Genomic DNA, 26,253 nt, shown 5'->3' with positions numbered 1-26,253 from the left:
TAGAAAAACACATATATAAATGGCTTCAAACAAAAAATACTGGCAAAGTGTTGAAGAACTAAAGGGTAGTTCTATTGTTGAAACGCTACGTAATAATGAGTTTGTACAAGATATTCCTACAGATGAATTTTTAGGCGACAAAGATACCTTAGAAACATCATCAACTTCACGTAGAGACTTCTTGAAATATGTTGGATTTACCACTGCAGCAGCTTCTTTAGCAGCTTGTGAAGGTCCAGTAAGAAAATCAATTCCTTATGTAGTGCAACCTAATGATATCGTAGTAGGCGTTGCTGATTGGTACGCAACTACAATTGCAGACGGTTTTGATTTCGCAAACGTATTAGTAAAAACACGCGAAGGACGTCCAATTCAAATCATGCCAAATAAAGAGGCAGGAGGTGTAACTAGCGCACGTACTCAAGCGTCAGTTTTATCATTATACGATGAAAAATTACGTTTAAAAGAACCAAGAAAAGGAAAAACTCAAATCTCTTGGGCAGATGCAGATAAAGAAATTATCGCAAAATTAAACGAATTAAAGAATGCTAATGAACCAGTAGTATTATTAACAGGAACTTTAGCGAGTCCTTCTACTGAAAAAGTAATAGCAGATTTTATTACAGCTTACCCAAATGTTAAGCATGTGGTATATGACGCAATTTCTGAAAGTGCAACTGCTGATGCTTTTGAAGCCATGTATGGTAAAAGAGCATTGCCAGATTACGATTTTAGTAAGGCGGAAGTTATCGCGTCCATAGGGGCAGATTTTATTGGTGATTGGCAAGGGGGATACGAAAAGTCTTATGCAGAAGGACGTAGAGTAGAAACTGGTAAAATGTCATACCATGTTCAAATAGAAGCTAACATGTCTTTAGCGGGAGCAAATGCCGATAAAAGAATTGTAGCCAAACCATCTGAGCAAGTTTTCGCTTTAATAAACTTATACAACCAAATAACAGGAAATAGCCTTCCTTCAAAAGCAACAACTTTTGATGTAGAGGTAAAGCAATTAGCTAAAGACCTTAAAAAAGCAGGTTCAAAAGGGGTTGTTGTTACAGGTTTAAATGATAAAAACGCACAATTAATTGCATTAGCAATCAATAAAGCGTTAAATAGTGAGGTAATAGATACTGAGGCGGTGAATTTAAAGCGTCAAGGTAACGATACCCAAGTAGCTCAATTGATAGCAGACGTTAAAGGAGGTAAAGTAAAAGGTTTAATTACTTATAATGTAAATCCTTTATACACTTTAGCAAATGCAGTTGATTTAGCAGAAGGAATTAAAAATTTAAAATTATCTATAGCTCTATCTACTCAAGATGATGCTACAGCTAATGCTACACAATATACATTGCCAGCACCTCATAACTTAGAAAGTTGGGGAGATGTTATGGCGAAGCAAGGTGTTTATAGTTTAATGCAACCAACTATACAGCCACTATTTAACACACGTCAAGTACAAGACGTTTTATTAAAATGGTCTGGAAGTACAGTGAACTATTACGACACTTTAAAAGAATTTTGGAGTACAAATGTATTAGGAGGGGCTTCATGGAATCAAGCATTACATGATGGGTTCTTTAAAGCTGAAAAAGTTACTGTTGAAGAAGAAACAGCCTTTGAAACTACTGTAGATATAAATGTAGTAGCAGCGCAATTAGTGAAAAATGCTAATAATGCTTCAGGATTCGAATTAAACTTATACTCATCAACAGCGTTAGGAGACGGTAAACAAGCAAATAACCCTTGGTTACAAGAATTACCTGACCCTATTACAAGAGCTTCTTGGGATAACTACTTGACTATTTCGATTTCAGATGCAAAAGAATTAGGTTTTGAAAACCCAGTAAAAGATAATGGTGCTATTGATGGTAATTATGCTAACGTAACAGTAAATGGCATAACAATAAATAAAGTACCAGTACTTATACAACCAGGTCAAGCAAAAGGATCAGTAGGTTTAGCATTAGGATACGGTAGAACTCAAGGATTAAAATCAGAAATGCAAGTAGGTGTCAATGCCTATCCATTCTACCAAAATGGAAACAATGTTCAGTATAATGTTTCTATTGAAAGAACTTCAGGATGGCACAAGTTTGCTTGTATGCAAGTACAAAGTACTTTAGCAGGTCGTCACGATATATTAAAAGAAGCTTCATTAAAAGAAGTAAACGATAAAAAATTAGATCCTAAGCATACTTGGAATAAGCCATTCATGGTCTCTTATGATCATCAAGAAGTTGAAGGAAGTAAAATTGACTTATGGGAAGAGCATGACAGAAGTTTAGGACACCACTTTAACTTATCTATCGACTTAACTTCTTGTACAGGTTGTGGAGCATGTGTTATTGCATGTCACGCAGAAAACAACGTACCAGTTGTTGGTAAAGATGAAATGAGAGTTGGTAGAGATATGGCTTGGTTACGTATTGATCGTTATTATTCTTCTACTGTGGAAGATAAGCAACATAAGGCTAAAATGACATTGGAGGAGTTCAAAGCTCAAAATCCAAACATAGCTAACCAAGAAATTGAAAGACGTTATACTGAAAAAGTATTAGAGCTAAGCAAAGGAGATTTATTTGATGCTTTAGAAAACCCAGCAGAAAATCCACAGGTTGCTTTCCAACCAATGATGTGTCAGCACTGTAACCACGCACCATGTGAAACAGTATGTCCGGTAGCAGCAACATCTCACGGTCGTCAAGGTCAAAACCAAATGGCATATAACCGTTGTGTAGGTACTCGTTACTGTGCAAATAACTGTCCATATAGAGTTCGTCGTTTCAACTGGTTTAATTATGCTGAAAACAACGAGTTTGATTTTAACATGAATAACGAGTACGGTAAAATGGTGTTAAACCCAGACGTAGTAGTTCGTTCTCGTGGTGTAATGGAAAAGTGTTCTATGTGTATTCAAATGACACAAGCTACTATCTTAAAGGCTAAGAAAGAAGGTAGAGCTGTTAAAAAAGACGAGTTTGAAACAGCATGTTCAGCAGCATGTTCTACTGGTTCTATGGTATTTGGAGATATAAACAACACTGAAGATACAGTTACAGCATTAAAAGAAGATAAAAGAGCTTTCCACGTTTTAGATTATATTGGTACAAAACCAAACGTAGTGTATCAAGTGAAAGTAAGAAATACAAACGAAGCTTAATAGTAAAATTAATAAGTATATAGATTTATGTCGTCTCATTACGAATCATCTTATAGAGAACCTTTAATACTTGGTGACAAGAGTTACCATGATATTACTGAAGATATTGCTAGACCTATTGAAGGGAAAGCAAACAAAAATTGGTATATAGCATTCTATATCTCTTTAGCAGCAATGTTATGGGGATTTGGATGTATCTTTTACACCGTAGGAACAGGTATTGGTGTATGGGGATTAAGTAAAAACATCGGTTGGGCATGGGATATTACCAACTTCGTATGGTGGGTAGGTATTGGTCACGCAGGAACACTTATTTCTGCAGTACTTTTATTATTCCGTCAAAAATGGAGAATGGCAATTAACCGTTCTGCAGAAGCGATGACAATCTTTGCGGTATTCCAAGCAGGATTATTCCCAATTATTCACATGGGACGTCCATGGAACGGATACTGGGTATTACCAATTCCAAACCAATTCGGATCATTATGGGTTAACTTTAACTCGCCATTATTATGGGATGTATTCGCAATTTCTACGTATTTATCGGTATCATTAGTTTTCTGGTGGACTGGTTTATTACCTGATTTTGCAACGATTCGTGATAGAGCTGTTAAACCTTTCCAAAAGAAAATTTATGCATTATTATCTTTCGGGTGGTCAGGTAGAGCAAAAGACTGGCAACGTTTTGAAGAAGTGTCGTTAGTATTAGCAGGATTAGCAACACCATTAGTACTTTCTGTACACACAATTGTATCGATGGACTTCGCAACTTCTATCAACCCAGGATGGCACTCAACAATTTTCCCTCCTTATTTCGTAGCAGGGGCGATCTTCTCTGGATTTGCAATGGTACAAACCTTATTAGGTATTATGCGTAAGGTTACAAATATGGAAGCATATATTACACGTTTACACGTAGAGTATATGAACATCGTAATCATTTTAACAGGAGGTATCGTAGCAGTAGCTTATGCAACAGAGTTCTTTATTGCATGGTATACAGGTTCTCCTTACGAAAACTACACATACTTATCATTTGGAGCAGAAGCAGGAGCTTACGGATGGGCATTTTGGTCGTTATTAATTTGTAACATTTTCACACCACAGTTATTATGGATCAAAAAGATTAGAAGAAGTTTTATTTGGTCTTTTATTATCTCGATAGTAATTAACATCGGTATGTGGTTTGAGCGTTTTGATATTATTGCAATTGTATTAAGTAAAGGACAGTTACCATCTACATGGTGGCGTTTTGAACCAACGTTCGTAGACGTAGGTATCTTTATAGGAACTATCGGATTCTTCTTTGTATTATTCTTATTATATGCAAGAACTTTCCCAGTAATCCCTACAGCAGAGATTAAGACTATTTTGAAATCATCAGGTGAGAATTTTAAAAAATCAAGAGAAGAGAACAATGAGCACTAATAAAGTAATTCACGCATTATATAATGATGATGATATCTTAATGGATGCCGTTAAGAAAGTAAAAGCAGAAAATCATCATATTGAAGAAGTATTTTGTCCTTTTCCAGTTCATGGATTAGACAAAGCAATGGGATTAGCACCAACACGTTTAGCAATTACCGCTTTTTTATATGGTATTACAGGCTTATCAGTAGCAGTTTGGTTAACATGGTATACTATGATTGCTGATTGGCCTCAAGATATTGGGGGAAAACCAAACTTTTCATGGGCTACCAATATGCCAGCTTTTGTTCCAATATTATTTGAATTAACAGTGTTTTTTGCAGCACACTTAATGGTAATTACTTTTTATATGAGAAGTAAGATATGGCCATTTAAAGAAGCTGAAAACCCTGACCCAAGAACTACAGATGATCACTTTTTAATGGAGATTCCTGTTAAAGGGAGTGAAGAAGAGTTGGTGTCATTATTAGAGAAAACTGGAGCTGTAGAAATTAACGTAGTAGAAACGCACTAATAAAGAGATATGAAGAATTTAAAAATAATTATCGCTTTAGCTGTAGCAGCAACAAGCTTAAGTTCTTGTAACGATAAACGAAAACCACAAGTTCAGTTCATGCCAGATATGTATGTATCTGTACCCTACGATGCAAATGGAGCCGAAGGTATTAATAATGAAGAGGTAAATAAATTACCAGTAGCAGGTACTGTAAGCAGAAACGGAGTTGTAGCTTATGATATTCCTGACACTAATGAAGGATATGAAAAAGCAAAAACTGAATTAAAAAACCCATTACCAACTACTGAGGCTAACTTAGAAAAAGGTAAAGAGTTATATGACATATACTGTGCTTCTTGTCACGGAACAAAAGGGGATGGTAACGGAGTGTTATCGCAAAGAGATAAATTTAATGGTATCCCAAATTACGCAGACAGAGAGTTAACCCCAGGGAATATTTATCATGTAATTATGTATGGTAAGAACTTAATGGGATCTCATGCATCACAGTTAAGATACAATGAGCGATGGCAAGTTGTACAATACGTAGAAAAATTAAGAAGCGAATTAAAATAAGTCTATAATAGATAGTTAAGATATGTACCAGTTTTCAGGAAAATTAAAAATGCTAGCTATTGTTTTGATGGCTGTAGGACTTTTAGGAACAGGTTATAGTTTCTTTTCAGCGCCTAAAACATTAGAAGAAGCAAAAGAAATTTTAGCAAAACAAGATGCACATCATGGAGGTCATGAAGCGAAAGCAGATCATGCTGATGTAGAGCATAAAGAAGAAGCTAAAGTTGAAAATCACGAAGAAGATACAACAACTGAAGAGCATGTTGCAGACAGTACTGCTACACACACTGAAGAAGTAGCACACAACGGTGAACAAAATCATTCGGAAGAAGCTACTGAAAATACACAAGCAAAAGATAGTTCGGCAGTACATGTAGCTGAAGATGATCATAAAGAAACAGCAACTGATGAAGCGAATGAAACAACTGAAGCACATACTGAAGTAGCTGCTCATGGTGAAGATCACGGAGATGCTCATGCAGAACACGCTTTACACCAAATGCAAAATAGACCTTGGTCTGCTTTGTATGTTGCTTTATTATTCTCTTTAGGTATTACATTGTTAGTGCTTGCTTTTTATGGTTCACAAATTGTTGCACAAGCAGGATGGTCTGTAGTATTGCACAGAGTAATGGAAGCTATTTCATCAAATTTACATTATGTGAGTTTAATAATGTTAGTATTCTTAATACTTACAGCAATGCATATGAATCACCTGTTTACTTGGATGGGAGAAGGAGTAACTGACCCAACAAGCCCAAATTATGATGCTATAGTAGATGGAAAAAAATGGTGGTTAAATACTCCAGGTTGGTTAATAAGAAGTATTGTTTACTTAGCAGGTTGGAATGTTTATCGTTTTCTAATAAGAAAGTGGTCGTTAGCTCAAGATAACGGAGATTTAAAGCAGCATAAGAAAAATTATAATGCAACAGTTATATTTCTTATATTCTTCATGATTACTGAAAGTATGGCTTCTTGGGACTGGATTATGGCAATAGATCCGCACTGGTTCTCAACATTGTTTGGATGGTACGTATTAGCTACTTTCTTAGTGTCTGCTTTAACAGTCATAGCAATGGTAACTATTTACTTACGTTCAAAAGGAGTATTACCATTGGTAAATGATAGTCATATTCACGACTTAGCTAAATTTATGTTTGGTTTCTCAGTATTCTGGACATATTTATGGTTCGCACAGTTTATGTTAATTTGGTATGCAGATATGCCAGAAGAAACAACTTATTTCTTATTACGTTTTAACGAATATAAAGTACCATTTTTAGCAATGGTTGTAATGAACTTTATTTTCCCAGTATTATTATTAATCAATAGTGATTTTAAGAGTAGACCTTGGTTTGTAATTTTAGGAGGAGTTGTAATCTTAGCAGGTCATTATATTGACTTATTTGTAATGGTTATGCCAGGAACAGTAGGTGGTCAATGGGTATTTGGAATTGGAGAGATAAGTGGGGTACTATTCTTCACAGGATTGTTTATTTTTGCTACGTTTAATGCGTTTGCAAAAGCTAACCCAGTGCCAAAAGGTAATCCTTATTTACACGAAAGTGAAACCTATCATTACTACAACATCGAACACACAGGAGAAGATAGTAATCATCATTAATAAAAAGAATTAATAAACAAATAGTTTAGATAATATGCTCGCTTTATTTTATATTTTCATAGCAGTTGCAATCGGAGTAAGTTTTTGGCAAATTACTCGTATAATGAATTTCCGTTCTGTAATTGCTACAGATGAAGACAACGAAAAACAAGCTAAATATTCATTAGCTTTCCTAGCATTCCTTTATGCAATGATGATTTACTGCTTAATTGCCATGAATGTAATTATGTTACCAGAAGCTGCTTCTTTTGAAGGAGAGCATGATGACAACCTTTTTAATATCACTTTTTGGTTAATTGGAATAGTTCAGTTTGGAATGCAGTTTTTAATTTTCTTCTTTACTTACAAGTACAGAGGAAATAAAAACAATAAGGCATTATTTTATGCAGATAGTCATAAGTTAGAATTAATTTGGACAACTATTCCTGCAGTAACAATTGTGTTATTAATTGGATATGGTTTATGGGCTTGGAATAACATTATGTATGTTGGAGACGATGAAAACCCTATTGTAATTGAAGTATACTCTCAACAATTCCGCTGGGATGCACGTTATGCAGGTGAAGACAACCAATTAGGTTTAGGTAATGTAAACTTTATCAAAGGAATTAACACTATGGGGGTTGATATGTCAGACCCAAGTGCACAAGATGATAAGCAAGTAACAGAATTATACTTACCTAAAGGGAAGAAAGTATTATTCAAGTTCCGTTCGCAAGATGTATTGCACTCTGCTTATATGCCACACTTTAGAGCACAAATGAACTGTGTTCCAGGTATGGTTACTCAATTCGCATTTACGCCAAAGTATACCACAGCAGAAATGCGTCAAAATTCTGAGGTAATTGCAAAAACAGAAGGAATTAACAAAATTAGAAGAGCTAAAGGAGAAGACCCATATGAGTTTGATTACTTATTATTGTGTAACAAAATTTGTGGAGCATCTCACTACAATATGCAAATGAAAATCACTGTTGTTGAAGAAGAAGAGTACAACAAGTGGTTATCAGAACAAAAAACATTAGCTCAAGTTATTAAATAAGATATTTTTTTAAAGTATATATAGATTATGTCAGATCATCATCACAAAGAAACATTTGTAACTAAATACATCTTTAGTCAAGATCATAAAATGATCTCGAAACAATTCCTTGTTACAGGTATATTTATGGGTATCATAGGAGGTTTCATGTCTATGTTATTTCGTTTACAAATTGCATGGCCAGATACATCGTTTTCAATTGTTGAAGCATTCTTAGGAAACCATCAAACAGATGGAATTATGAACCCAGATATGTACTTAGCGTTAGTTACGATTCATGGTACAATCATGGTATTCTTTGTCCTAACGGCAGGTTTAAGTGGTACATTCTCCAACCTATTAATTCCGTTACAAATTGGAGCTCGTGATATGGCTTCTGGATTCTTAAATATGGTATCTTATTGGTTGTTTTTCTTATCATCAGTAATAATGATTATTTCATTATTCGTAGAAGCAGGACCAGCATCAGCAGGATGGACAATTTATCCTCCATTATCTGCATTACCACAAGCAATCCCAGGTTCAGGTACAGGAATGACGTTATGGTTAGTGTCTATGGCAATTTTCATTGCATCGTCATTAATCGGATCGTTAAACTATATCGTAACAGTTTTAAACTTACGTACAAAAGGATTGAAAATGACAAGATTGCCATTAACAATGTGGGCATTCTTTATTACAGCGATTATTGGTGTAATTTCATTCCCGGTATTATTATCAGCAGCCTTATTATTAATCTTTGATAGAAGCTTCGGTACTTCATTCTACTTATCAGACATCTTTATTTCTGGAGAAGTATTACATTACCAAGGAGGGTCACCAGTATTATTCGAACATTTATTCTGGTTCTTAGGTCACCCAGAGGTATATATTATCTTATTACCAGCATTAGGTATTAGTTCAGAAGTAATTTCAACAAACGCACGTAAACCAATTTTTGGTTACCGTGCAATGGTTGGTTCTATTATGGCAATTGCATTCTTATCTACGATTGTATGGGGTCACCACATGTTCGTTTCTGGAATGAATCCATTCTTAGGTTCTGTATTTACATTTACAACAGTATTAATTGCAATTCCATCAGCAGTAAAGGCATTTAACTATGTTACTACACTATGGAAAGGTAACCTACAGTTAAATCCTGCAATGATGTTCTCAATCGGATTAGTTTCTACGTTCGTAACAGGAGGTTTAACAGGACTAGTATTAGGAGATTCAGCTTTAGATATCAATGTTCACGATACATATTTTGTAGTGGCACACTTCCACTTGGTAATGGGTGTATCTGCTTTATTAGGGATGTTTGCTGGTGTTTATCACTGGTTCCCTAAGATGTATGGTAGAATGATGAACAAAACATTAGGATATTGGCACTTTTGGTTAACAATAATCAGTGCTTACGGAGTATTTTTCCCAATGCACTTTATAGGGTTAGCTGGTTTACCACGTCGTTATTATACAAATACAAACTTTCCAATGTTCGATGATTTGGCAGATATAAACGTGTTTATGACTATCATGGCTATTCTTGGAGGTTTAGCACAGTTAATCTTCATAGCAAACTTCTTTATTTCTATGTATAGAGGTCAAAAAGCAACACAAAACCCTTGGAATGCAAATACACTTGAGTGGACTACTCCAGTTGAACATATTCATGGAAACTGGCCAGGAGCAATTCCTGAAGTTCACAGATGGGCTTACGATTACAGTAAAACAGATGAAAATGGTGAGTATGTACACGGAAAAGACTTTGTACCACAAAACGTACCACTATTAGATGGCGAAGAGCCTTCTTAAAAAAGATAAATTATAAAGCCTCCCAAAACTGGGAGGCTTTTGTTTTCTATAAGTATTAGTAGATCTTGTAATAATTTTTTAGCATAAAATATTAGTTAAGTAACTTATATTACAATGTGAACATTTTATTTCAAGTATATTTGCAACAATATGAATGAAAACTTAAACCCTGAAAACACAAATTATTCAAATGAAGAATTAGATGTAGAAAAAAAACTGCGTCCGCTTTCATTTGATGATTTTACTGGCCAAGATCAGGCAATAGATAATTTAAAGGTTTTTGTAGAGGCAGCGAATCAACGAGATGAAGCGTTAGATCATGCCTTATTTCACGGCCCTCCAGGATTAGGAAAAACAACATTGGCTCATATTTTAGCTAATGAATTAGGAGTTGGAATAAAAGTAACTTCAGGGCCTGTACTAGATAAACCTGGAGATTTAGCGGGTTTACTAACCAATTTAGATGAACGAGATGTTTTATTTATAGATGAAATACATCGATTAAGTCCAATAGTTGAAGAATACCTGTATTCAGCAATGGAAGATTATAAAATCGATATCATGATTGAATCTGGTCCAAATGCACGTACAGTTCAAATTAACTTAGAGCCATTTACTTTAGTAGGAGCAACTACTCGTTCAGGATTGCTCTCAGCGCCTATGCGAGCTCGTTTTGGTATCAGTAGCCGATTACATTATTACTCAACAGAATTATTAACAACCATCATACAACGAAGTGCATTTATTTTAAAAGTGCCTATTTCTATGGAAGCCGCAATTGAAATTGCAGGAAGAAGTAGAGGGACTCCTCGTATTGCTAATGCATTACTACGTAGAGTGCGTGATTTTGCTCAAATTAAAGGAAATGGTACAATTACCATAGAAATAGCCAAATATGCTTTAAAAGCTTTAAATGTAGATGCACATGGTTTGGATGAAATGGATAATAAAATTTTATCCACCATTATCGATAAGTTTAAGGGTGGCCCAGTAGGAATTACTACGTTAGCTACTGCTGTAGCAGAAAATTCAGAAACAATAGAAGAAGTTTATGAACCTTTTTTAATTCAGCAAGGGTTTATTATGCGTACGCCAAGAGGAAGAGAAGTAACTGATTTGGCATATAAACATTTAGGAAGAATTAAAGGAACTAGTCAAGGAGAGCTCTTTTAAATAAATGGAATTACTAAAAAAACTTATACCGATACTAGAATGGTTACCCAACTATAAAAAGTCACAGTTAAAAGGTGATGTAGTTGCAGGTATAACCGTTGCTATTGTGCTAATTCCACAAGGTATAGCGTATGCACTTATTGCAGGTTTACCACCAATTTATGGGTTGTATGCTGCGTTAGTGCCTCAATTACTATATGCTATTTTTGGTACGTCACGTCAAGTAGCAATTGGTCCTGTAGCAATGGACTCATTGATTGTAGCAACAGGAGTATCTACCTTAGCATTAACAGGTTCTGAAAGTTATATAGCTATAGCAATATTACTCGCGCTAGTAGTAGGGACTATTCAGTTTTTAATGGGAATTTTCCGTTTAGGATTTATTGTTAACTTTTTATCAAGACCTGTAATAACTGGGTTTACCTCTGCAGTAGCTTTAATTATTGGATTGAATCAATTTAGGAATTTATTCGGAGTAGATTTTGTACAAAGTGATCAAATCCATGTATTATTAGAAGATATTCTCTTTAGACTTAAATATTTTAAAACAAATACAACAATAATAGGTTTAATAGCATGTGCTATTATTATAATTTTTAGAAGAATTAATAGAAAAATACCCAATGCATTAATCGTTGTTATATTGGGTATAATAAGTATCCGTTTTTTTGGAACAGAATTTTCAGATGTAGCCATTGTAAAAGATATTCCATCAGGCTTACCTAAATTTTCAATGCCAGTAATTGATGTAGCTTTAATACGTGAATTAATGCCGATAGCGGCAACTTTGGTTATGGTAGGATATTTAGAAACTATTTCTATCGGAAAAACCTTGGAAGCTAAGCAAGATGAGTATAGAGTAAGACCCAATCAAGAATTAGTAGCTTTGGGTTTAAGTAATATGGTTGGGTCATTATTTCAATCATATCCGTCAGCATCAAGTTTTTCTCGTTCGGCAATTAATGCAGAATCGGGAGGAACTACAGGAGTTTCCGCAATAGTTTCCGCAATTTTGGTAGTGTTTACCTTACTTTTTTTAACCCCAGTTTTTTATCACTTGCCAAAAACTATTTTATCAGCAATTATTATAGTTGCAGTTTTTAACTTAATAAATTTAAAAGAAGCAAGAAGGCTATGGAAAGCAAATAATTTAGATTTCTGGCTACTCTTAGCTACTTTCTTAGCTACTATTTTCTTCGGAATTGAATATGGAATTTTAATCGGGGTAGTTTTATCATTAATTGTTTTAATTTTTAGAACTTCAAGACCGTACGTAGCAGAGTTAGGAAAAGTACCAAATTCAGATTTCTATCGTAATAAAAGCAGGTTTAAGGAAGTCATTCTAGATGATGAAATTTTAGTATTTCGCTTTGATGCACAACTTTTTTATGCTAATTCAAATTACTTTAGAGATAAGTTAGATGAAATGGCATCAGAAAAAGGAAAAGCATTAAAGTTGATTGTTTTAGATGCTGAAAGCATAAACAGAGTTGATAGTACAGGAATTGATATGTTAAAAGAACGTATTATTTATTTTAACAAGCATAACATTCAATTTTACTTTGCAGGAGTAAAAGGACCTGTAAGAGATGCCTTTTTTAGAGGAGGCTTATTAGACGTTGTGAGTTTAGACCACTTTTTTATGCGTGCCAATGGTGCCGTAAATTTTTATAAAACAGGAGATAATCAAAATCAGAAAAAATACGCACAGTATATACACCAAGCGTATAAATAATATATAATATCATGAAAATAGAGCAAATTTATACAGGTTGTTTAGCACAAGGAGCCTATTATATTGAAAGTAATGGAGAAGTAGCAATTATAGATCCATTACGTGAAGTTGATCCTTACATAAACAGAGCTGAAAAAGAAGGCGCTAAAATCAAATATATTTTCGAAACTCACTTCCATGCAGATTTTGTAAGTGGTCATGTTACACTAGCTGAAAAAACAGGAGCAACAATTGTATACGGACCAACAGCAAAAACAAATTATGAAGCTCATATAGCAACAGATGGAGAAGTATTTAGATTAGGAGAAATTACAATTACTGTATTACATACTCCAGGACATACAATGGAAAGTACTTCTTATTTGTTAAAAGATAAAGACGGAAAAAATCATGCAGTTTTCAGTGGAGATACTTTGTTTTTAGGTGATGTTGGACGTCCAGATTTAGCACAAAAAGCAGCAAACTTAACGCAAGATGAATTAGCAGGATTATTGTACGATAGTTTACGTACAAAAATTATGACATTGGAAGATGAAGTAATTGTATATCCGGCACACGGAGCAGGATCGGCTTGTGGTAAAAACTTAAGCAAAGAAACAGTAGGCACAATTGGCGATCAAAAGAAAACCAATTACGCATTGCGTGCAGACATGACCAAAGAGGAGTTTGTAAAAGAAGTAACAGACGGGTTACTACCTCCACCTGAATATTTTCCTTTAAATGTAAAAATGAATAAGGAAGGATACCAATCTATCGATGAAGTTATCAAAAATGGAGCAAGAGCTTTATCAGTAATAGATTTTGAAAAAATAGCAAACGAAACAGATGCGTTGATTTTAGATGTACGTCATCAATCAGAATTTATTAAAGGATTTATTCCTCAATCAATTTTTATTGGTTTAGGAGGAACATTTGCTCCATGGGTAGGAGCATTGATTAAAGATGTTACTCAACCAATTTTATTAGTTACTCCTAAAGGAGAAGAAGAAACTACGATTACACGTTTATCTCGTGTTGGTTTTGATAATGTGTTAGGATATTTAGATGGAAGCTTTGCAGCTTGGAAAGAAGCAGGAAAAGAAGTAGATACGTTACGTTCTGTTTCTGCAACTATTTTAGCAGAAGCAATAACAAAAGAAGCACCTGTTTTTGATGTTAGAAAACCAGGAGAATATGCAAATGAACATATTGTAGATGTACCAAGTACACCGTTAGATTTCTTAAACGAGCATGTTGAAGAGTTTCCAACAAAAGAAGACTTTTATGTACATTGTGCTGGAGGATACCGTTCAGTAATTGCAGCGTCTATTTTAAAAGCCAGAGGATTTCATAACATCATTGATGTTGCTGGAGGGTATAAGGCTATTAAAGAAACTGATATTCCAAGGACAGCAACGGTATGTCCATCAACTTTAAAATAAGCAATATGAACAAAGGCGTTTTTTTAGTAGGTTTATTTTTAACAGTGATATTGTCGTGTAAACCACAAAAAACTGAGGTAAATAACATTACTATAGATAACTTACAAGTAGTTTTACAGAATGAAAATAATGCACAGTTATTAGACGTTAGAACCCCAGAAGAGTGGTCAAGAGGAGTTATTGAAAACCCAATTAAAATAGATGTTACAGGTAATGATTTTGAAGGAAAAGCTCTGGAGAAATTAGATAAAACAAAACCGGTATACCTTTATTGCCGTTCAGGCGGAAGAAGTTTAAAAGCAAGTGAGTTACTTGCTCAAAAAGGTTTTAAAGTATACAATGTTTTAGGAGGTTATCTAGAATGGACAGAGAAAAATAAAGAATAAAGAAAATCCCGAGTATACTACTCGGGATTTATTTATCTTAAAGGCGCTTCGTCCTGAAATAGCGTTGTATTAAGAACAAGTGTAATGAATAATAAGTATAAAAAACATACTCAAAAAGAGTAACCAGTAAGTTTTAACTTTAGTACTGTACAAGAAGTAGAGTAGGACTGTTTATCAATATTTCAGGCTTATGGTATTCAGTGTAGAAAAACCATTTGTGAACTGGCTTGAAAAATAAGATAGCTTTGATTATAGGAAAGCCAAAGCTATGTGTCAGATCAAATGCATAAACAAGGTAAAATTAAAAACTTATAAAAAGAAAATCTCTCAACAAACAACTGTTTATTGAGAGATTTTTATAACTCTAGCCCTAATGAAAGCTGTAACGTTTTTTAGGACGGTACAATTGTTTAAATTAATTAGCTTAAAACTTCTTTTATTCTTTTAATTGCTTCACGTAATTGTAATTCAGAAGCAGCATATGATAAACGAACACAGTTTGGTGCACCAAAAGCTTCACCAGTTACAGTAGCTACATTTGCTTTTTCTAATAATAGCATAGAAAAATCATTTGCATTTTTAATTTCTTTTCCTTGGATAGTTTTTCCGAAGAAATAAGAAATGTCTGGAAATACGTAAAAAGCACCTTCAGGTACGTTTAATTTAAATCCATCAATTTCTCCTAATAACTGTAACACTAAATCTCTACGATTTTTAAACTCATCTACCATGTACTGTACTTTTTCTGGCGATGCTTTTACAGCTGTAATTGCAGCACGTTGAGCGATACAGTTGGTTCCTGAAGTAATTTGACCTTGCATTTTTGTACATGCTTTAGCAATCCATTCAGGAGCTCCGATATAACCGATTCTCCATCCTGTCATTGCAAAAGCTTTCGCTAAACCGTTCACGGTAATGGTACGATCGTACATACTTTCAATAGCAGCAAAACTAAAAGGTTTTGTTCCGTAGTTAATGTGCTCATATATTTCGTCAGATAAAATATAAATATCCGGATGCTTCTCTAATACGTTAGCCAATGCTCTGTATTCTTCCTCGCTATAAATTGTTCCACTTGGGTTGTTTGGCGAGTTAAAGAAAATCATTTTTGTTTTTGGTGAAATAGCGGCTTCTAATTGTTCTGGAGTGATTTTGAAATCGTTTTCAATAGAAGAAGGAATTTCGGTAAACTTAGCCTCACACAAAGTTGCAATTGCAGAATAACTTACCCAATATGGAGCTGGTAATAATACTTCATCACCAGGGTTTAATAACACCTGAGCTACGTTAGCAATAGATTGTTTTGCTCCTGTAGAAACAACTACTTGGTTTGGAGCATAAGTTAAGTTATTATCACGTTTAAACTTCTCGCAAATAGCTTCTTTTAACTCTACATACCCGTCAACTGGAGTGTAAGAGTTATAATCTTGATTAATAGCTTCAATTGCAGCATTTTTAATAAAATCAGGAGTGTTAAAATCTGGTTCTCCTAAACTTAAACTAATGATGTCTTTACCTTCAGCTTTTAATTCTCTCGCTTTAGCAGCCATTGCTAAAGTTTGCGATACTGGTAAACTTTGAATTCTGTTTGATAATGCGTTTGACATTGTGTTGTTATGTTGTATGTTGATTTATGCTAATTGCGGTTTTTTTCCTAATTCAGCTAAGTGTCTAAAATGCTCTATAACTGCTTTACGTGTAGTTTTATACTCATTATAAGGAAGGTTAAATTCCTTAGCAGTTTCTTTTACAATTTGAGCTAACTTATTATAGTGAATATGAGAAATATTTGGGAAAATGTGGTGCTCTACTTGATGATTTAATCCACCTGTATAAAAGTTGATAAACCAATTTTTAGGAGCAAAATTTGCTGTAGTATATAATTGGTGAATTGCCCAAGTGTTTTTCATATTACCATCTTCATCTGGTAAAGGAGTTTCTGTTTTAGGAACAATGTGTGCTAATTGGAAAACCACGCTTAAAATGATTCCTGCAGTATAGTGCATTACAAAAAATCCGATTAATACTTTCCACCAAGCAACATTCATTACTGCAATTGGTAATACAATCCAAAGTGAATAATAAATAACTTTCGAAACTACTAGTTTTGTCCATTCTTTAGCTGGATTTGGAAATTCTCCATACGATAACTTTCGCTTTAAGTAACTGTGCATTTGTTTAAAATCAGTAGTGATTGCCCAGTTAATCGTTAACAATCCGTATAAAAAGATTGAATAATATTTTTGGAATTTATGAATCCATAACCATTGTGTGTGTTTTGAAAAACGGATAATTCTACCAGCATCCATATCTTCATCATGATCTTGAATGTTAGTATAAGTATGGTGTAATACATTGTGTTGTACTTTCCAGTTATACACGTTACCTGCTAAAATATAAATACTGCTTCCAAAAAGCTTATTTACCCATTTTTTACTAGAAAAAGATTCGTGATTGGCATCGTGCATCACATTCATTCCTACTCCAGCCATTCCAATACCCATTACAATAGCAAGAGCTAATTTTATCCATTGCGACATATCAACAGTTAAAATTAATATGAATGGAACGATAAACGTAGCTAACATAATAATAGCTTTTGAATATAGTTTCCAGTTACCTGTACGCTTAATGTTGTTTTCTTTAAAGTAAGTGTTAACTCTTTTATTCAGAGTTCTAAAAAACTTGGCTTTGTCTATTCTTGAGAAGTTTACTGTCTTCATTTATTGTTTGTTTGTACCGCAAAAATAAACGTTTTTGGTTCACGGTTATTGCTAAAGCTTAACTTTTTAACTAGATTAATATCTTTTGTAGAAAAATTAACAATACCAATTAGTTTTTTATTTTTGCAACGGAAAAAATCACTTCATGGAATCCTCCTATAGAGGAATTATTGAATAGACAGAGTCTGTTGTAATACCCAAAGAGAAGAAATTTTATAGTAGGTAGTATTTTGTACTGATTAATATGTCTTAATAGGTTACCTAAAAAAAGTAAGTGCTTAATTTAAATACACATTGGTTTGAAACTTGTAAAAAAATACTTTGACAATTTATCGGAAACACAATTAGAGCAATTTTCTAAGTTGCAAGAATTGTATGAAGACTGGAACTTAAAAATTAATGTAGTTTCTCGTAAAGATATTGATGAGTTGTATTTACGTCACGTATTACATTCGTTAGGAATTGCAAAGGTGATGGAGTTTAAAGCTGGAGCCAAAGTGATGGATGTAGGTACAGGAGGAGGTTTCCCAGGAATTCCGTTAGCTATTTTATTTCCTGAAACCCAATTTCATTTGGTAGATTCTATCGGAAAGAAAATTAAAGTAGTAAATGAAGTTGCTGAAGGTTTAGGTTTACAGAATATAAAAACGACTCACGGACGTGTTGAAGAAGTTGATGATACGTACGATTTTATTGTAAGTAGAGCGGTAGCGCAAATGGAAACATTTCACCGTTGGGTGAAAAATAAAGTGCATAAAAAACAAAATCATGCACTTAAAAACGGAATTTTATATTTAAAAGGTGGTGACCTTACGGAAGAACTTGCGAACTTTCCTAAAGCCACCATTTATGATTTACCAGACTTTTTTGAAGAAGATTTCTTCGAAACTAAAAAAGTGGTGCATTTACCTATGAAATATAAAGGTTAAGCTTTTACAGAAGAAAAAACATAGTGCATTTCAGCAGCAATTTGTAGGCTACGCTCTAAGTATTTCTCTTTTTCTAAAGGTGTACCATCATATAGTTTAGGGTCTTCATAAGTAACAGGTACTCTTTTATCAGCACCAGCAATGAATGGACAACCTTCATCGGCTTGTGAACAAGTCATGATAGCGCAAAAAGCTGAGCTTGGATTAAAGTCATTATCATACTTTTTAGAAAAACCTATAATAGGTGATGCGTTATCAGCATATTTTACCGCGTATATAGGATTTGTTCCATCAGATAATTGTTGAATTTGAAATCCGTTATCAACCAAAGTGCTTACTACTATTTCGTTCATCTCTGTATCTTCTGTACCGCCAGAGTATGCGTTTACATTTGGTATTTGATGATAAGAAGTCATCGTTTGTGCCCATACTTGCGACAAATGACTTCTTCTTGAATTATGAGTACAAATAAAATTCAGGTTTATAAGTCCTTTATTATCCAGTTTTTCTTGAATGTAACTTATAAGCGGTTGTAAAACTTGTTTTCGCTCTTCCGAAACAGTTGGTAAACTTGAAAGAGTTTGTTGTATTTCAGTAAATAGTGTTGAGGTTTGTGTTTTCATATTAGCAGCATCCAGAGTTAGGTTCACAAGTAGTTTGTTTTTGTAAGTCAGATAGCTTTACTCTTGGTTTTTCTTGTGGAATTCCGCAGTTATCTTTCGCCAAACAATCTGTTTGTTTTGTAGTAAGTAAGAAGTTAGTTCCGTCAAAATCTAGTCCGTATTTACCTATAGTACTACCTTGATATTCCACTTCAATTTCTAAGTTAGGTGAAATGTTTAATGTCTTTTCAGATAATTCTATAATAGATATTAGTTTCTCAGGGTGTAATCGATGATCATAATCATTTGCGTTCCAAAGCTGAAAGTTAACCACTTCTTCATTTCTTACCACTCCACCACAATCGATAAAGTTTTTAGTAACTCTACCAACTTCCGTTACATGAAAATGGTTAGGGACCAAACTACCATCAGGAAGTTGAAAAGCAATAGTTTTTAAGTTTTCTAGATGTTTTTTTATTTCAGATAAATTCATTTTAATATATTTTTATATTGCAATATTACGATTAATGAGTTTAAATTTTTTTAGCAGCACGACATGTCTTTTATGTCAAGATTTAAAAATGAAGATAATAAAGTTTTTGTTTCTTGCCATTTAGCTGGATTTATGCAATAACAAACACTTGTGCCTTCAATAGTTCCTTTAATAATTCCTATTTTTTTTAATTCTTTTAAATGTTGCGAAATAGTAGGTTGCGCTAAACCTATTTCATTTACTAAATCACCACAAACACAAGAATTCAGTTTGAATAAATGTTGTAAAATGGCAATACGAGCAGGGTGTCCTAATACTTTCGCAATAGAGGCCAATTGGTTTTGCTCTTCAGAAAAAATTTCAGATTTAGTTAATCCCATTTATTAAATATTTAATTGCAATATTACGATTAAGTAATGGTTTTTACAAAACTTTAAAAGTTAAATTTTTTATAAAAAGTTTAATACCAGCGTTTTTTCTTCTTTTTAGAAGCTTCTGATTTTCTTCCTTTTTTATGTTTGCTAATGGTATTGGGTTGTTTTTTCTTCTTTGGTTTAGCTAGAGGGAATGGATGGTCTTCTATAATTTTTATAGTTCTATCCATAAACTTTTGAATAGCTTTAATGTACGAAGTTTCATCGGCACTACATAGCGAAAAGGCGATTCCAGATTTACCTGCTCTACCAGTTCTACCAATTCGGTGTACGTAGGTTTCAGGAATGTTAGGTAAGTCAACATTAATTACCGCATCTACTTTACTAACGTCAATTCCACGAGCAGCAACATCGGTAGCAATTAAAATGTTGGCTTTATTGTTTTTGAAATCTTCAATAGCTTGGTTTCGTAAGTTTTGTGACTTATCACCATGCACACTGGTAGCTTTGTATCCGTTTTTTTGAAGAGTTTTCTCCAATTTGTCAACCCCAAATTTGGTACGACGAAATATAATAATACGACCTTTTATGGTATTACGTAATAAGTGCAAACACAAATCGACCTTATGCTTTTTAGGGGTGTAGTATAGTAACTGACCAATATTTGTTGAAGTGGTTTCTGCAGGTGAAATGTCTATCTTCTCTGGCTTGTATAACATTGATTGAGCCAAGTCACTTACTTTGTCAGGCATTGTTGCAGAAAATAGTAAGGTTTGTTTTTTACGTGGACATAATTCTTCAATCTTTCTTACATCGTCGATAAAGCCCATATCTAACATTAAATCAGCTTCATCTAAAACAAAAGTTTTCAGTTGGCGAACATCAATACTACCTTGTTTATGCAAGTCGATAAAACGACCTGGTGTAGCGATTAAAATATCTATTCCTTTTTCTAACACATCTTTTTGAGGTTGTGTAGACATACCACCGTATATAACAGTACTTCTTAAGTTGGTGTACTTACTATATGCTTTAAAATTTTCTTCAATTTGAATAGCTAGTTCTCGAGTAGGACTTACAATTAAAGCTTTGATTTTTTTTGCTCTTTTTTCAACATCATCTTCCTTAGAAAGTTCATGAATGATAGGTAACGCAAAAGCAGCAGTTTTGCCAGTACCTGTTTGTGCAGCTACAATCACATCTTTTTTGTCTAGTACTAACGGAATTACTTTTTGTTGTACTAAAGTTGGTTTGTGATGCCTTTCTTCCGTAAGCGCTTTTAAGATAGATTTATTGAGTTGTAAGTCTGTAAACTGCATTCAAATATTTTTTTGCAAAGGTAGGCTAAAACAGAGAATGAAAAATTTATTTTATACTGTTGTGTGTTTTGGTAAGTTTTGTCAACGGATTAGTTAAACTTAGATTAATTATTATAAACTGGTAAACGGACAATCATCAAACGTTCCAACAAAATGGATGTACTTAAATATGAAAATTGAGTTGAGTTAGTTAGATTAAAGAGTTGCGTTCAAATTGTTGGTTGTAGCTCTTTCTCTTTTTAACTCTTCTATTTTCATATTGTTAACTAATTCTTCTGTTTTTTCTTGTGTTAGACCCATTTTTTTCGTGTATTTTGAGTAATAAAAATTTAATTCAGAATCGATTTTTTGTGCTTCGTCTATGAAGTTTCCAAAATATTCTAGCATTTCTTTTCTTCCTAAATCAGAATAACACTTTTGAATCTCTAATTTAAAATATTTATGAAAACCCCCATAGTTTTTCTTGAGTTTTCAATGGTATCTATAATATCATTTACTTCTTTGTTGGTTTTAGCTTTATCTTTGAAAATTCTATTAGTCCACAACATTATAGAAAATGTTTCTTCTAAAACTTGACTGAAATAAATAGCAAGTCCGAAATAAGTATAAATCAAACGATATTTTCCGTCATTATCTTCATTTCTGTACTCTTCTAAAGCGCCTTGATATGTACTCATTTAAGTTCATTAATATTTAACGTCAACCAAGTTAGTTTAAATCTGATAAAAATCAAACCTAAAAAATAGACTGTTCAGAAAGTGTGGTAAACTCTTCTAAAAAGCGCATGCCTCTATATGAGTTTCCTTTTTTATTCAATTTAGGACTCCATACTGCAATGGCGTATTGGTTAGGGTGTATGGCAATAATACCACCACCAACGCCACTTTTCCCTGCGAGTCCAACTTTAAAAGCAAACTCCCCAGATTCGTCATAAAAACCACAGGTTTGCATTAATGCATTGATTCTTTTGGATTGACTTTTAGTTAATATTTGTTCTCCCTGTCTGGTTTGTCCGTTATTAGCTAAAAAGAAAAACAATTCAGAAAGCTGTTCGCAAGTCAATTCCAGCGAACATAAATCGAAATAAAAATCTAGCACCACTTCAGGATCATTATAAATGTTTCCGTAAGACTTGATAAAATTACACAAGGCCACATTTCTGTATCCTACCGATTTTTCTGAAGCCGCAATTTTTGCAGAGTAGTCAATGTCTTTATTTTTAGAAAGACTTTTAATGAAATTCAATAAATCTTCCTTCGGATTTACTAAGCTGCTAATTAAAATATCGGCAATTACAATAGCACCTGCGTTGATAAACGGATTTCTAGGAATACCATTGTCAGTTTCTAATTGAACAAGTGAATTGAAACTGTTACCAGAGGGTTCTACACCCAATCTGTCCCAAATAGATTCACCAAGATGTTTATAAGCCAAACAAAGTGATAATACTTTAGCAATACTTTGAATAGAGAATTTTTCTTGAAAGTTTCCTAAACCAAAATTGGTGTTAGTAACTGTTGAAATATATACGCCAAATTTTTCAGTATCAATGGTAGCTAATTCAGGAATATAGGTAGCCAACTCACCTATATTTTCAATAGGAGCTATTTTTTGATATACAGCTTCAAGTATTTCTTTATAATTCATTGTTTATAAACGCTAATATGTGTTAAACGAAATTAGTTGAATTCTGTTTGAAAACAAATAAAAAAAGCAACCTCATTGAGGTTGCTTTTAACTTATAGTAAATTTCCGTAATCGGAATATTTTATCCTAAGAAAGGGTAACGATAATCAGTTGGAGAAACAAATGTTTCTTTGATTAAACGAGGAGATACCCAACGTAATAAGTTTTGAGCAGATCCTGCTTTATCGTTCGTTCCTGAAGCTCTTGCTCCACCAAATGGTTGTTGCCCTACAACAGCTCCTGTTGGCTTATCGTTTACATAGAAGTTACCAGCACAGTTTTCTAATGCTTTCGTAGCTTCAGCAACAGCATAACGATCTGTTGAGAATACAGCACCTGTTAAAGCGTACTCAGAAGTTCCGTCAACTAATTTTAACGTATCAGCCCAATCTGCATCTTCATACACATAAATAGTTACTACAGGACCAAATAACTCAGTTTCCATAGTCGTATATTTAGGGTTTGTAGTTAAGATAACAGTTGGCTCAATAAAATATCCTTTTGATTTATCGTAGTTACCACCAGCAATAATTTCAGCATCAGCATCGGCTTTAGCTTGGTCGATATATTTTGCTAACTTATCAAAAGAACCTTCGTGAATTACTGCAGTAATAAAGTTACTCATGTCTTCTGGAGAACCCATTTTAAAAGAAGCGATGTCTTCTTTTACATAGTTTAAGGTTTCTTCAGCTAACGATTTTGGTAAGTATACTCTTGAAGCCGCAGAACATTTTTGACCTTGGAATTCAAAAGCACCACGAGAAATACCTGTAGCTACTTGTTTTGGGTTTGCAGAAGGGTGAGCAATGATAAAATCTTTACCACCAGTTTCTCCTACAATTCTTGGGTATGTTTTGTAAGTGTGAATGTTTTCACCAATCTTTTTCCATAATTCCTTAAATACATAAGTAGAACCTGTAAAGTGGATTCCAGCGAAATCAGGAGAAGATAAAACTACATCAGTAATTTCAACAGGATCACCATAAATTACGTTGATAACACCGTCTGGTACACCAGCTTCTTTAAATACATCTACAATTACTTTTGCAGAGAAAATTTGGCTATCAGATGGTTTCCATACTACAACATTCCCCATCATTGCAGCTGATGCAGGCAAGTTTGCAGCAATTGCAGTAAAGTTAAATGGAGTAATTGCATATACAAACCCTTCTAACGGACGGTATTCAACACGGTTCCAAATTCCGTCGTCAGAGTTTGGTTGTTCGTTGTAAATTTCAGACATATATTCTACGTTAAAACGTAAAAAGTCAATTAATTCACAAGCAGCATCAATCTCAGCTTGGTGAACAGTTTTAGATTGCGCAATCATAGTTGCAGCGTTAATCTTTGCACGGTAAGGACCAGCAATTAACTCAGCAGCACGTAAAAAGATAGCAGCTCTTTGTTCCCATGGCATTTGCGCCCATTCCGTACGAGCTTCTAAAGCATTAGCAATTGCTTTTTCTGCATGTGTTTTGTCTCCAATATGATATTGTCCTACCACATGTTGGTGGTCGTGTGGAGGTGTCATATTACGAGTATTTCCTGTTCTAACCTCTTCGTTACCGATGTACATTGGTACATCTACAGATCCGTTAAAATATTCTTTGTATTGTTTTGAAACGGCTTCGCGCTCTGAAGATCCTGGAGCATATCCTTTTACCGGTTCGTTAATGGCAGTTGGTACGTGAAAAAATCCTTTTCCCATTTGTATGTTGTTTGTTGAATTAAATTTCTTTCTTTGTTATTGAAAAGTCTATCTCAGACTTTCCTAAATGACAAAGTTACGGTTATTTTAGGAATATTTAAATGGACATAAGGCTGGAATTATATAAAAGTAAAACAATATGTGTACGGTAACTTATTTACCTTTAGGGAATAATAATTTTATATTAACATCAAATAGAGATGAAGACCCGAAACGAAAAACGATTGCACCAAAAACGTATGTTGAAGAAGGAGTGAAGTTAACATACCCTAAAGATGAATTAGCTGGAGGTACATGGATAGGGTTAAGTGAAAAAAATAGATTGATTTGTTTGCTAAATGGAGGGTTTACAAAACACCAAAGAGCAGAATCGTACCGAATGAGTAGGGGAGTGATTGTAAAGCAGTTATTAAAAGTTGATGATCCTGTTGAAATTATCAATCACTTTGACTTTGAAGGAATTGAGCCTTTTACCATTGTGTTAGTTGATTGGAATAATGGGTTGCAAGCGTATGAATTGGTTTGGGATGGAGTTAAAAAACATTTTCAAGAGCTAGGTAAAACTCCTAAAATATGGTCATCATCTACACTATATACTGATGAAATGAAACAGCTAAGAAAAGAGTGGTTTGCAGATTGGTTATCCAACAGCAAAGAGTTTCATCAATCAGGTATAATTAATTTTCATCAAGATAAAACTAGAGGTAATAGAGAAGTGTCATTAAAGATGAAGCGTCAAAGTGTAGAAACTGTTAGTGTAACTTCAGTAATAAAAAAAGAAAAGCAACTTACCATGAGCTACTACGACCTGCATTCAAATATTAACAAAATAGGAGTCGAAATCATTAGTTTGTAATAAAAGCGATTTAATATCTTTGCAAAAAAAGTTTTTATGAATAAAAAAATATTATTGCTATTTTCTACAATTTCTATCCTTTTATTTACTAGCTGTTTTGAGTTTGTTGAAGAAGTGAGTTTTAATAAAGATGGCTCAGGAAGTGCTGTACTTACCATTAACTTAAGTAAAAGTAAAACAAAGCTAGCTTCTATAATGCTACTTGACAGTATTAATGGCTATAAAGTACCTTCAAAAGTAACTATAAGAAAAAAAGTACAAGAAATAGTTTCTAAAATTAAAGGAACAAAAGGAGTTCATAATGTAAAAAACACGTTAGATTTTAATGAGTTTATTGTTACAGTTTCGTGTGATTTTGATAATGTAGAAGCTTTAAATGAAGTAATAGCTAATTTTAGCTCAAAGAAACATATAAAAGCTATTAAAAAGAATAAACATTTTACCTTTAATGAAAAAAGTAAAACATTTACACGCAGTCATCATTTTGATCTAGGAAAAGAGTTTAGAAAAACAAAAAATCAAGACCGTAAAGTATTTGAAACTGCAACTTACACCAGTGTGTATAGGTTTGAAATACCTATAAAATATACAGAAAACAACCAAGCAAGAATATCAAAAAGTAAAAAAGCTATTATGTTGCATTTACAGGCACAAGACATCATAGCAAACAAACAAACAATCAAAAATAAAATACAATTAGAGAATTAAATTTA

General features: G+C 33.6%; 24 protein-coding genes. 14 read left to right on the top strand and 10 right to left on the bottom strand.

What is annotated here, in order from left to right; translation table 11 throughout:
• Positions 1 to 19 precede the first annotated feature (19 nt).
• The 11 genes from ABHQ57_RS00725 to ABHQ57_RS00675 all read left to right on the top strand — a co-directional run bounded on the left by ABHQ57_RS00725 (position 20) and on the right by ABHQ57_RS00675 (position 14,850).
• Positions 20 to 3,166: a TAT-variant-translocated molybdopterin oxidoreductase gene (locus ABHQ57_RS00725; RefSeq protein ID WP_167712486.1), complete on the top strand. Its 3,147-nt coding sequence runs from the start codon at positions 20 to 22 to the stop codon at positions 3,164 to 3,166.
• Positions 3,167 to 3,193: 27 nt separating this feature from the next.
• Positions 3,194 to 4,594, top strand: a complete 1,401-nt coding sequence (gene nrfD, locus ABHQ57_RS00720; RefSeq protein WP_028891351.1) for an NrfD/PsrC family molybdoenzyme membrane anchor subunit — start codon at positions 3,194 to 3,196, stop codon at positions 4,592 to 4,594.
• Complete coding sequence (locus ABHQ57_RS00715) at positions 4,584 to 5,111, top strand: DUF3341 domain-containing protein (RefSeq protein ID WP_047788300.1); 528 nt, start codon at positions 4,584 to 4,586, stop codon at positions 5,109 to 5,111. Before nrfD ends, ABHQ57_RS00715 begins: the two co-directional genes overlap by 11 nt.
• Before the next feature lie 9 nt (positions 5,112 to 5,120).
• Positions 5,121 to 5,669: a cytochrome c gene (locus tag ABHQ57_RS00710; RefSeq protein WP_196781595.1), complete on the top strand. Its 549-nt coding sequence runs from the start codon at positions 5,121 to 5,123 to the stop codon at positions 5,667 to 5,669.
• A 22-nt stretch (positions 5,670 to 5,691) separates the two neighbouring features.
• Positions 5,692 to 7,296, top strand: a complete 1,605-nt coding sequence (locus ABHQ57_RS00705; protein WP_167712485.1) for a quinol:cytochrome C oxidoreductase — start codon at positions 5,692 to 5,694, stop codon at positions 7,294 to 7,296.
• A 34-nt stretch (positions 7,297 to 7,330) separates the two neighbouring features.
• Positions 7,331 to 8,338, top strand: a complete 1,008-nt coding sequence (locus ABHQ57_RS00700; protein WP_073182523.1) for a cytochrome c oxidase subunit II — start codon at positions 7,331 to 7,333, stop codon at positions 8,336 to 8,338.
• 27 nt (positions 8,339 to 8,365) lie between these two features.
• Positions 8,366 to 10,135 (top strand): cbb3-type cytochrome c oxidase subunit I, encoded by a 1,770-nt coding sequence (locus ABHQ57_RS00695; RefSeq protein WP_073182524.1) that lies wholly within the window; start codon positions 8,366 to 8,368, stop codon positions 10,133 to 10,135.
• Positions 10,136 to 10,285: 150 nt separating this feature from the next.
• A complete protein-coding gene (gene ruvB, locus ABHQ57_RS00690; RefSeq protein WP_167712484.1) occupies positions 10,286 to 11,308 on the top strand; it encodes a Holliday junction branch migration DNA helicase RuvB in 1,023 nt (340 codons plus the stop codon).
• A 4-nt stretch (positions 11,309 to 11,312) separates the two neighbouring features.
• Complete coding sequence (locus tag ABHQ57_RS00685) at positions 11,313 to 13,043, top strand: SulP family inorganic anion transporter (protein ID WP_159509054.1); 1,731 nt, start codon at positions 11,313 to 11,315, stop codon at positions 13,041 to 13,043.
• Between the two features lie 11 nt (positions 13,044 to 13,054).
• Entirely contained in the window at positions 13,055 to 14,464 is a 1,410-nt protein-coding gene (locus ABHQ57_RS00680; RefSeq protein WP_167712483.1) for a rhodanese-like domain-containing protein, read from the top strand.
• 5 nt (positions 14,465 to 14,469) lie between these two features.
• Positions 14,470 to 14,850 (top strand): rhodanese-like domain-containing protein, encoded by a 381-nt coding sequence (locus ABHQ57_RS00675; protein ID WP_053056634.1) that lies wholly within the window; start codon positions 14,470 to 14,472, stop codon positions 14,848 to 14,850.
• A gap of 419 nt (positions 14,851 to 15,269) precedes the next feature.
• Here ABHQ57_RS00675 and ABHQ57_RS00670 read toward each other — a convergent pair whose 3' ends face one another.
• Both ABHQ57_RS00670 and ABHQ57_RS00665 read right to left on the bottom strand, forming a co-directional pair.
• Positions 15,270 to 16,457, bottom strand: a complete 1,188-nt coding sequence (locus ABHQ57_RS00670; RefSeq protein ID WP_196781594.1) for a pyridoxal phosphate-dependent aminotransferase — start codon at positions 16,455 to 16,457, stop codon at positions 15,270 to 15,272.
• 24 nt (positions 16,458 to 16,481) lie between these two features.
• Positions 16,482 to 17,573, bottom strand: a complete 1,092-nt coding sequence (locus ABHQ57_RS00665) for an acyl-CoA desaturase (protein ID WP_125066569.1) — start codon at positions 17,571 to 17,573, stop codon at positions 16,482 to 16,484.
• A 299-nt stretch (positions 17,574 to 17,872) separates the two neighbouring features.
• Between ABHQ57_RS00665 and rsmG the strand changes: the two genes are divergently transcribed.
• The gene (gene rsmG / locus ABHQ57_RS00660; RefSeq protein ID WP_167712482.1) at positions 17,873 to 18,502 is read left to right on the top strand and encodes a 16S rRNA (guanine(527)-N(7))-methyltransferase RsmG; all 630 of its coding nucleotides are present in this window, start codon (positions 17,873 to 17,875) and stop codon (positions 18,500 to 18,502) included.
• Here the strand turns inward: rsmG and ABHQ57_RS00655 are convergent.
• The 8 genes from ABHQ57_RS00655 to pruA form a co-directional block, all read right to left on the bottom strand.
• Positions 18,499 to 19,125 (bottom strand): low molecular weight phosphatase family protein, encoded by a 627-nt coding sequence (locus tag ABHQ57_RS00655; RefSeq protein ID WP_167713628.1) that lies wholly within the window; start codon positions 19,123 to 19,125, stop codon positions 18,499 to 18,501. The two genes, rsmG and ABHQ57_RS00655, sit on opposite strands and share 4 nt — an antisense overlap.
• A 1-nt stretch (position 19,126) precedes the next feature.
• Positions 19,127 to 19,597 (bottom strand): DUF6428 family protein, encoded by a 471-nt coding sequence (locus ABHQ57_RS00650; RefSeq protein ID WP_047788310.1) that lies wholly within the window; start codon positions 19,595 to 19,597, stop codon positions 19,127 to 19,129.
• Positions 19,598 to 19,647: 50 nt separating this feature from the next.
• Positions 19,648 to 19,977, bottom strand: a complete 330-nt coding sequence (locus ABHQ57_RS00645) for a helix-turn-helix transcriptional regulator (RefSeq protein ID WP_047788311.1) — start codon at positions 19,975 to 19,977, stop codon at positions 19,648 to 19,650.
• 80 nt (positions 19,978 to 20,057) lie between these two features.
• A complete protein-coding gene (locus ABHQ57_RS00640) occupies positions 20,058 to 21,290 on the bottom strand; it encodes a DEAD/DEAH box helicase (protein ID WP_167712481.1) in 1,233 nt (410 codons plus the stop codon).
• A gap of 195 nt (positions 21,291 to 21,485) precedes the next feature.
• Positions 21,486 to 21,677, bottom strand: coding sequence for a hypothetical protein (locus ABHQ57_RS00635; RefSeq protein WP_167712480.1), 192 nt, complete (start codon positions 21,675 to 21,677; stop codon positions 21,486 to 21,488).
• 38 nt (positions 21,678 to 21,715) lie between these two features.
• A complete protein-coding gene (locus tag ABHQ57_RS00630) occupies positions 21,716 to 21,967 on the bottom strand; it encodes a hypothetical protein (RefSeq protein WP_167712479.1) in 252 nt (83 codons plus the stop codon).
• A 58-nt stretch (positions 21,968 to 22,025) separates the two neighbouring features.
• Positions 22,026 to 22,937: a glutaminase gene (locus ABHQ57_RS00625; RefSeq protein WP_167712478.1), complete on the bottom strand. Its 912-nt coding sequence runs from the start codon at positions 22,935 to 22,937 to the stop codon at positions 22,026 to 22,028.
• Between the two features lie 121 nt (positions 22,938 to 23,058).
• Positions 23,059 to 24,684, bottom strand: a complete 1,626-nt coding sequence (gene pruA, locus ABHQ57_RS00620; RefSeq protein ID WP_159509044.1) for an L-glutamate gamma-semialdehyde dehydrogenase — start codon at positions 24,682 to 24,684, stop codon at positions 23,059 to 23,061.
• 139 nt (positions 24,685 to 24,823) lie between these two features.
• On the opposite strand from pruA, the gene ABHQ57_RS00615 reads away from it, so the two are divergent.
• Both ABHQ57_RS00615 and ABHQ57_RS00610 read left to right on the top strand, forming a co-directional pair.
• The gene (locus tag ABHQ57_RS00615) at positions 24,824 to 25,540 is read left to right on the top strand and encodes an NRDE family protein (protein WP_389861891.1); all 717 of its coding nucleotides are present in this window, start codon (positions 24,824 to 24,826) and stop codon (positions 25,538 to 25,540) included.
• Positions 25,541 to 25,576: 36 nt separating this feature from the next.
• A complete protein-coding gene (locus ABHQ57_RS00610; RefSeq protein ID WP_389861889.1) occupies positions 25,577 to 26,248 on the top strand; it encodes a hypothetical protein in 672 nt (223 codons plus the stop codon).
• Positions 26,249 to 26,253 lie beyond the last annotated feature (5 nt).

The sequence above is a fragment of the Tenacibaculum sp. ZH5_bin.1 genome (assembly GCF_042865525.1).
Taxonomy (GTDB): Bacteria; Bacteroidota; Bacteroidia; order Flavobacteriales; family Flavobacteriaceae; genus Polaribacter; species Polaribacter mesophilus.
This window is presented reverse-complemented; position numbering and strand designations above follow the sequence as displayed.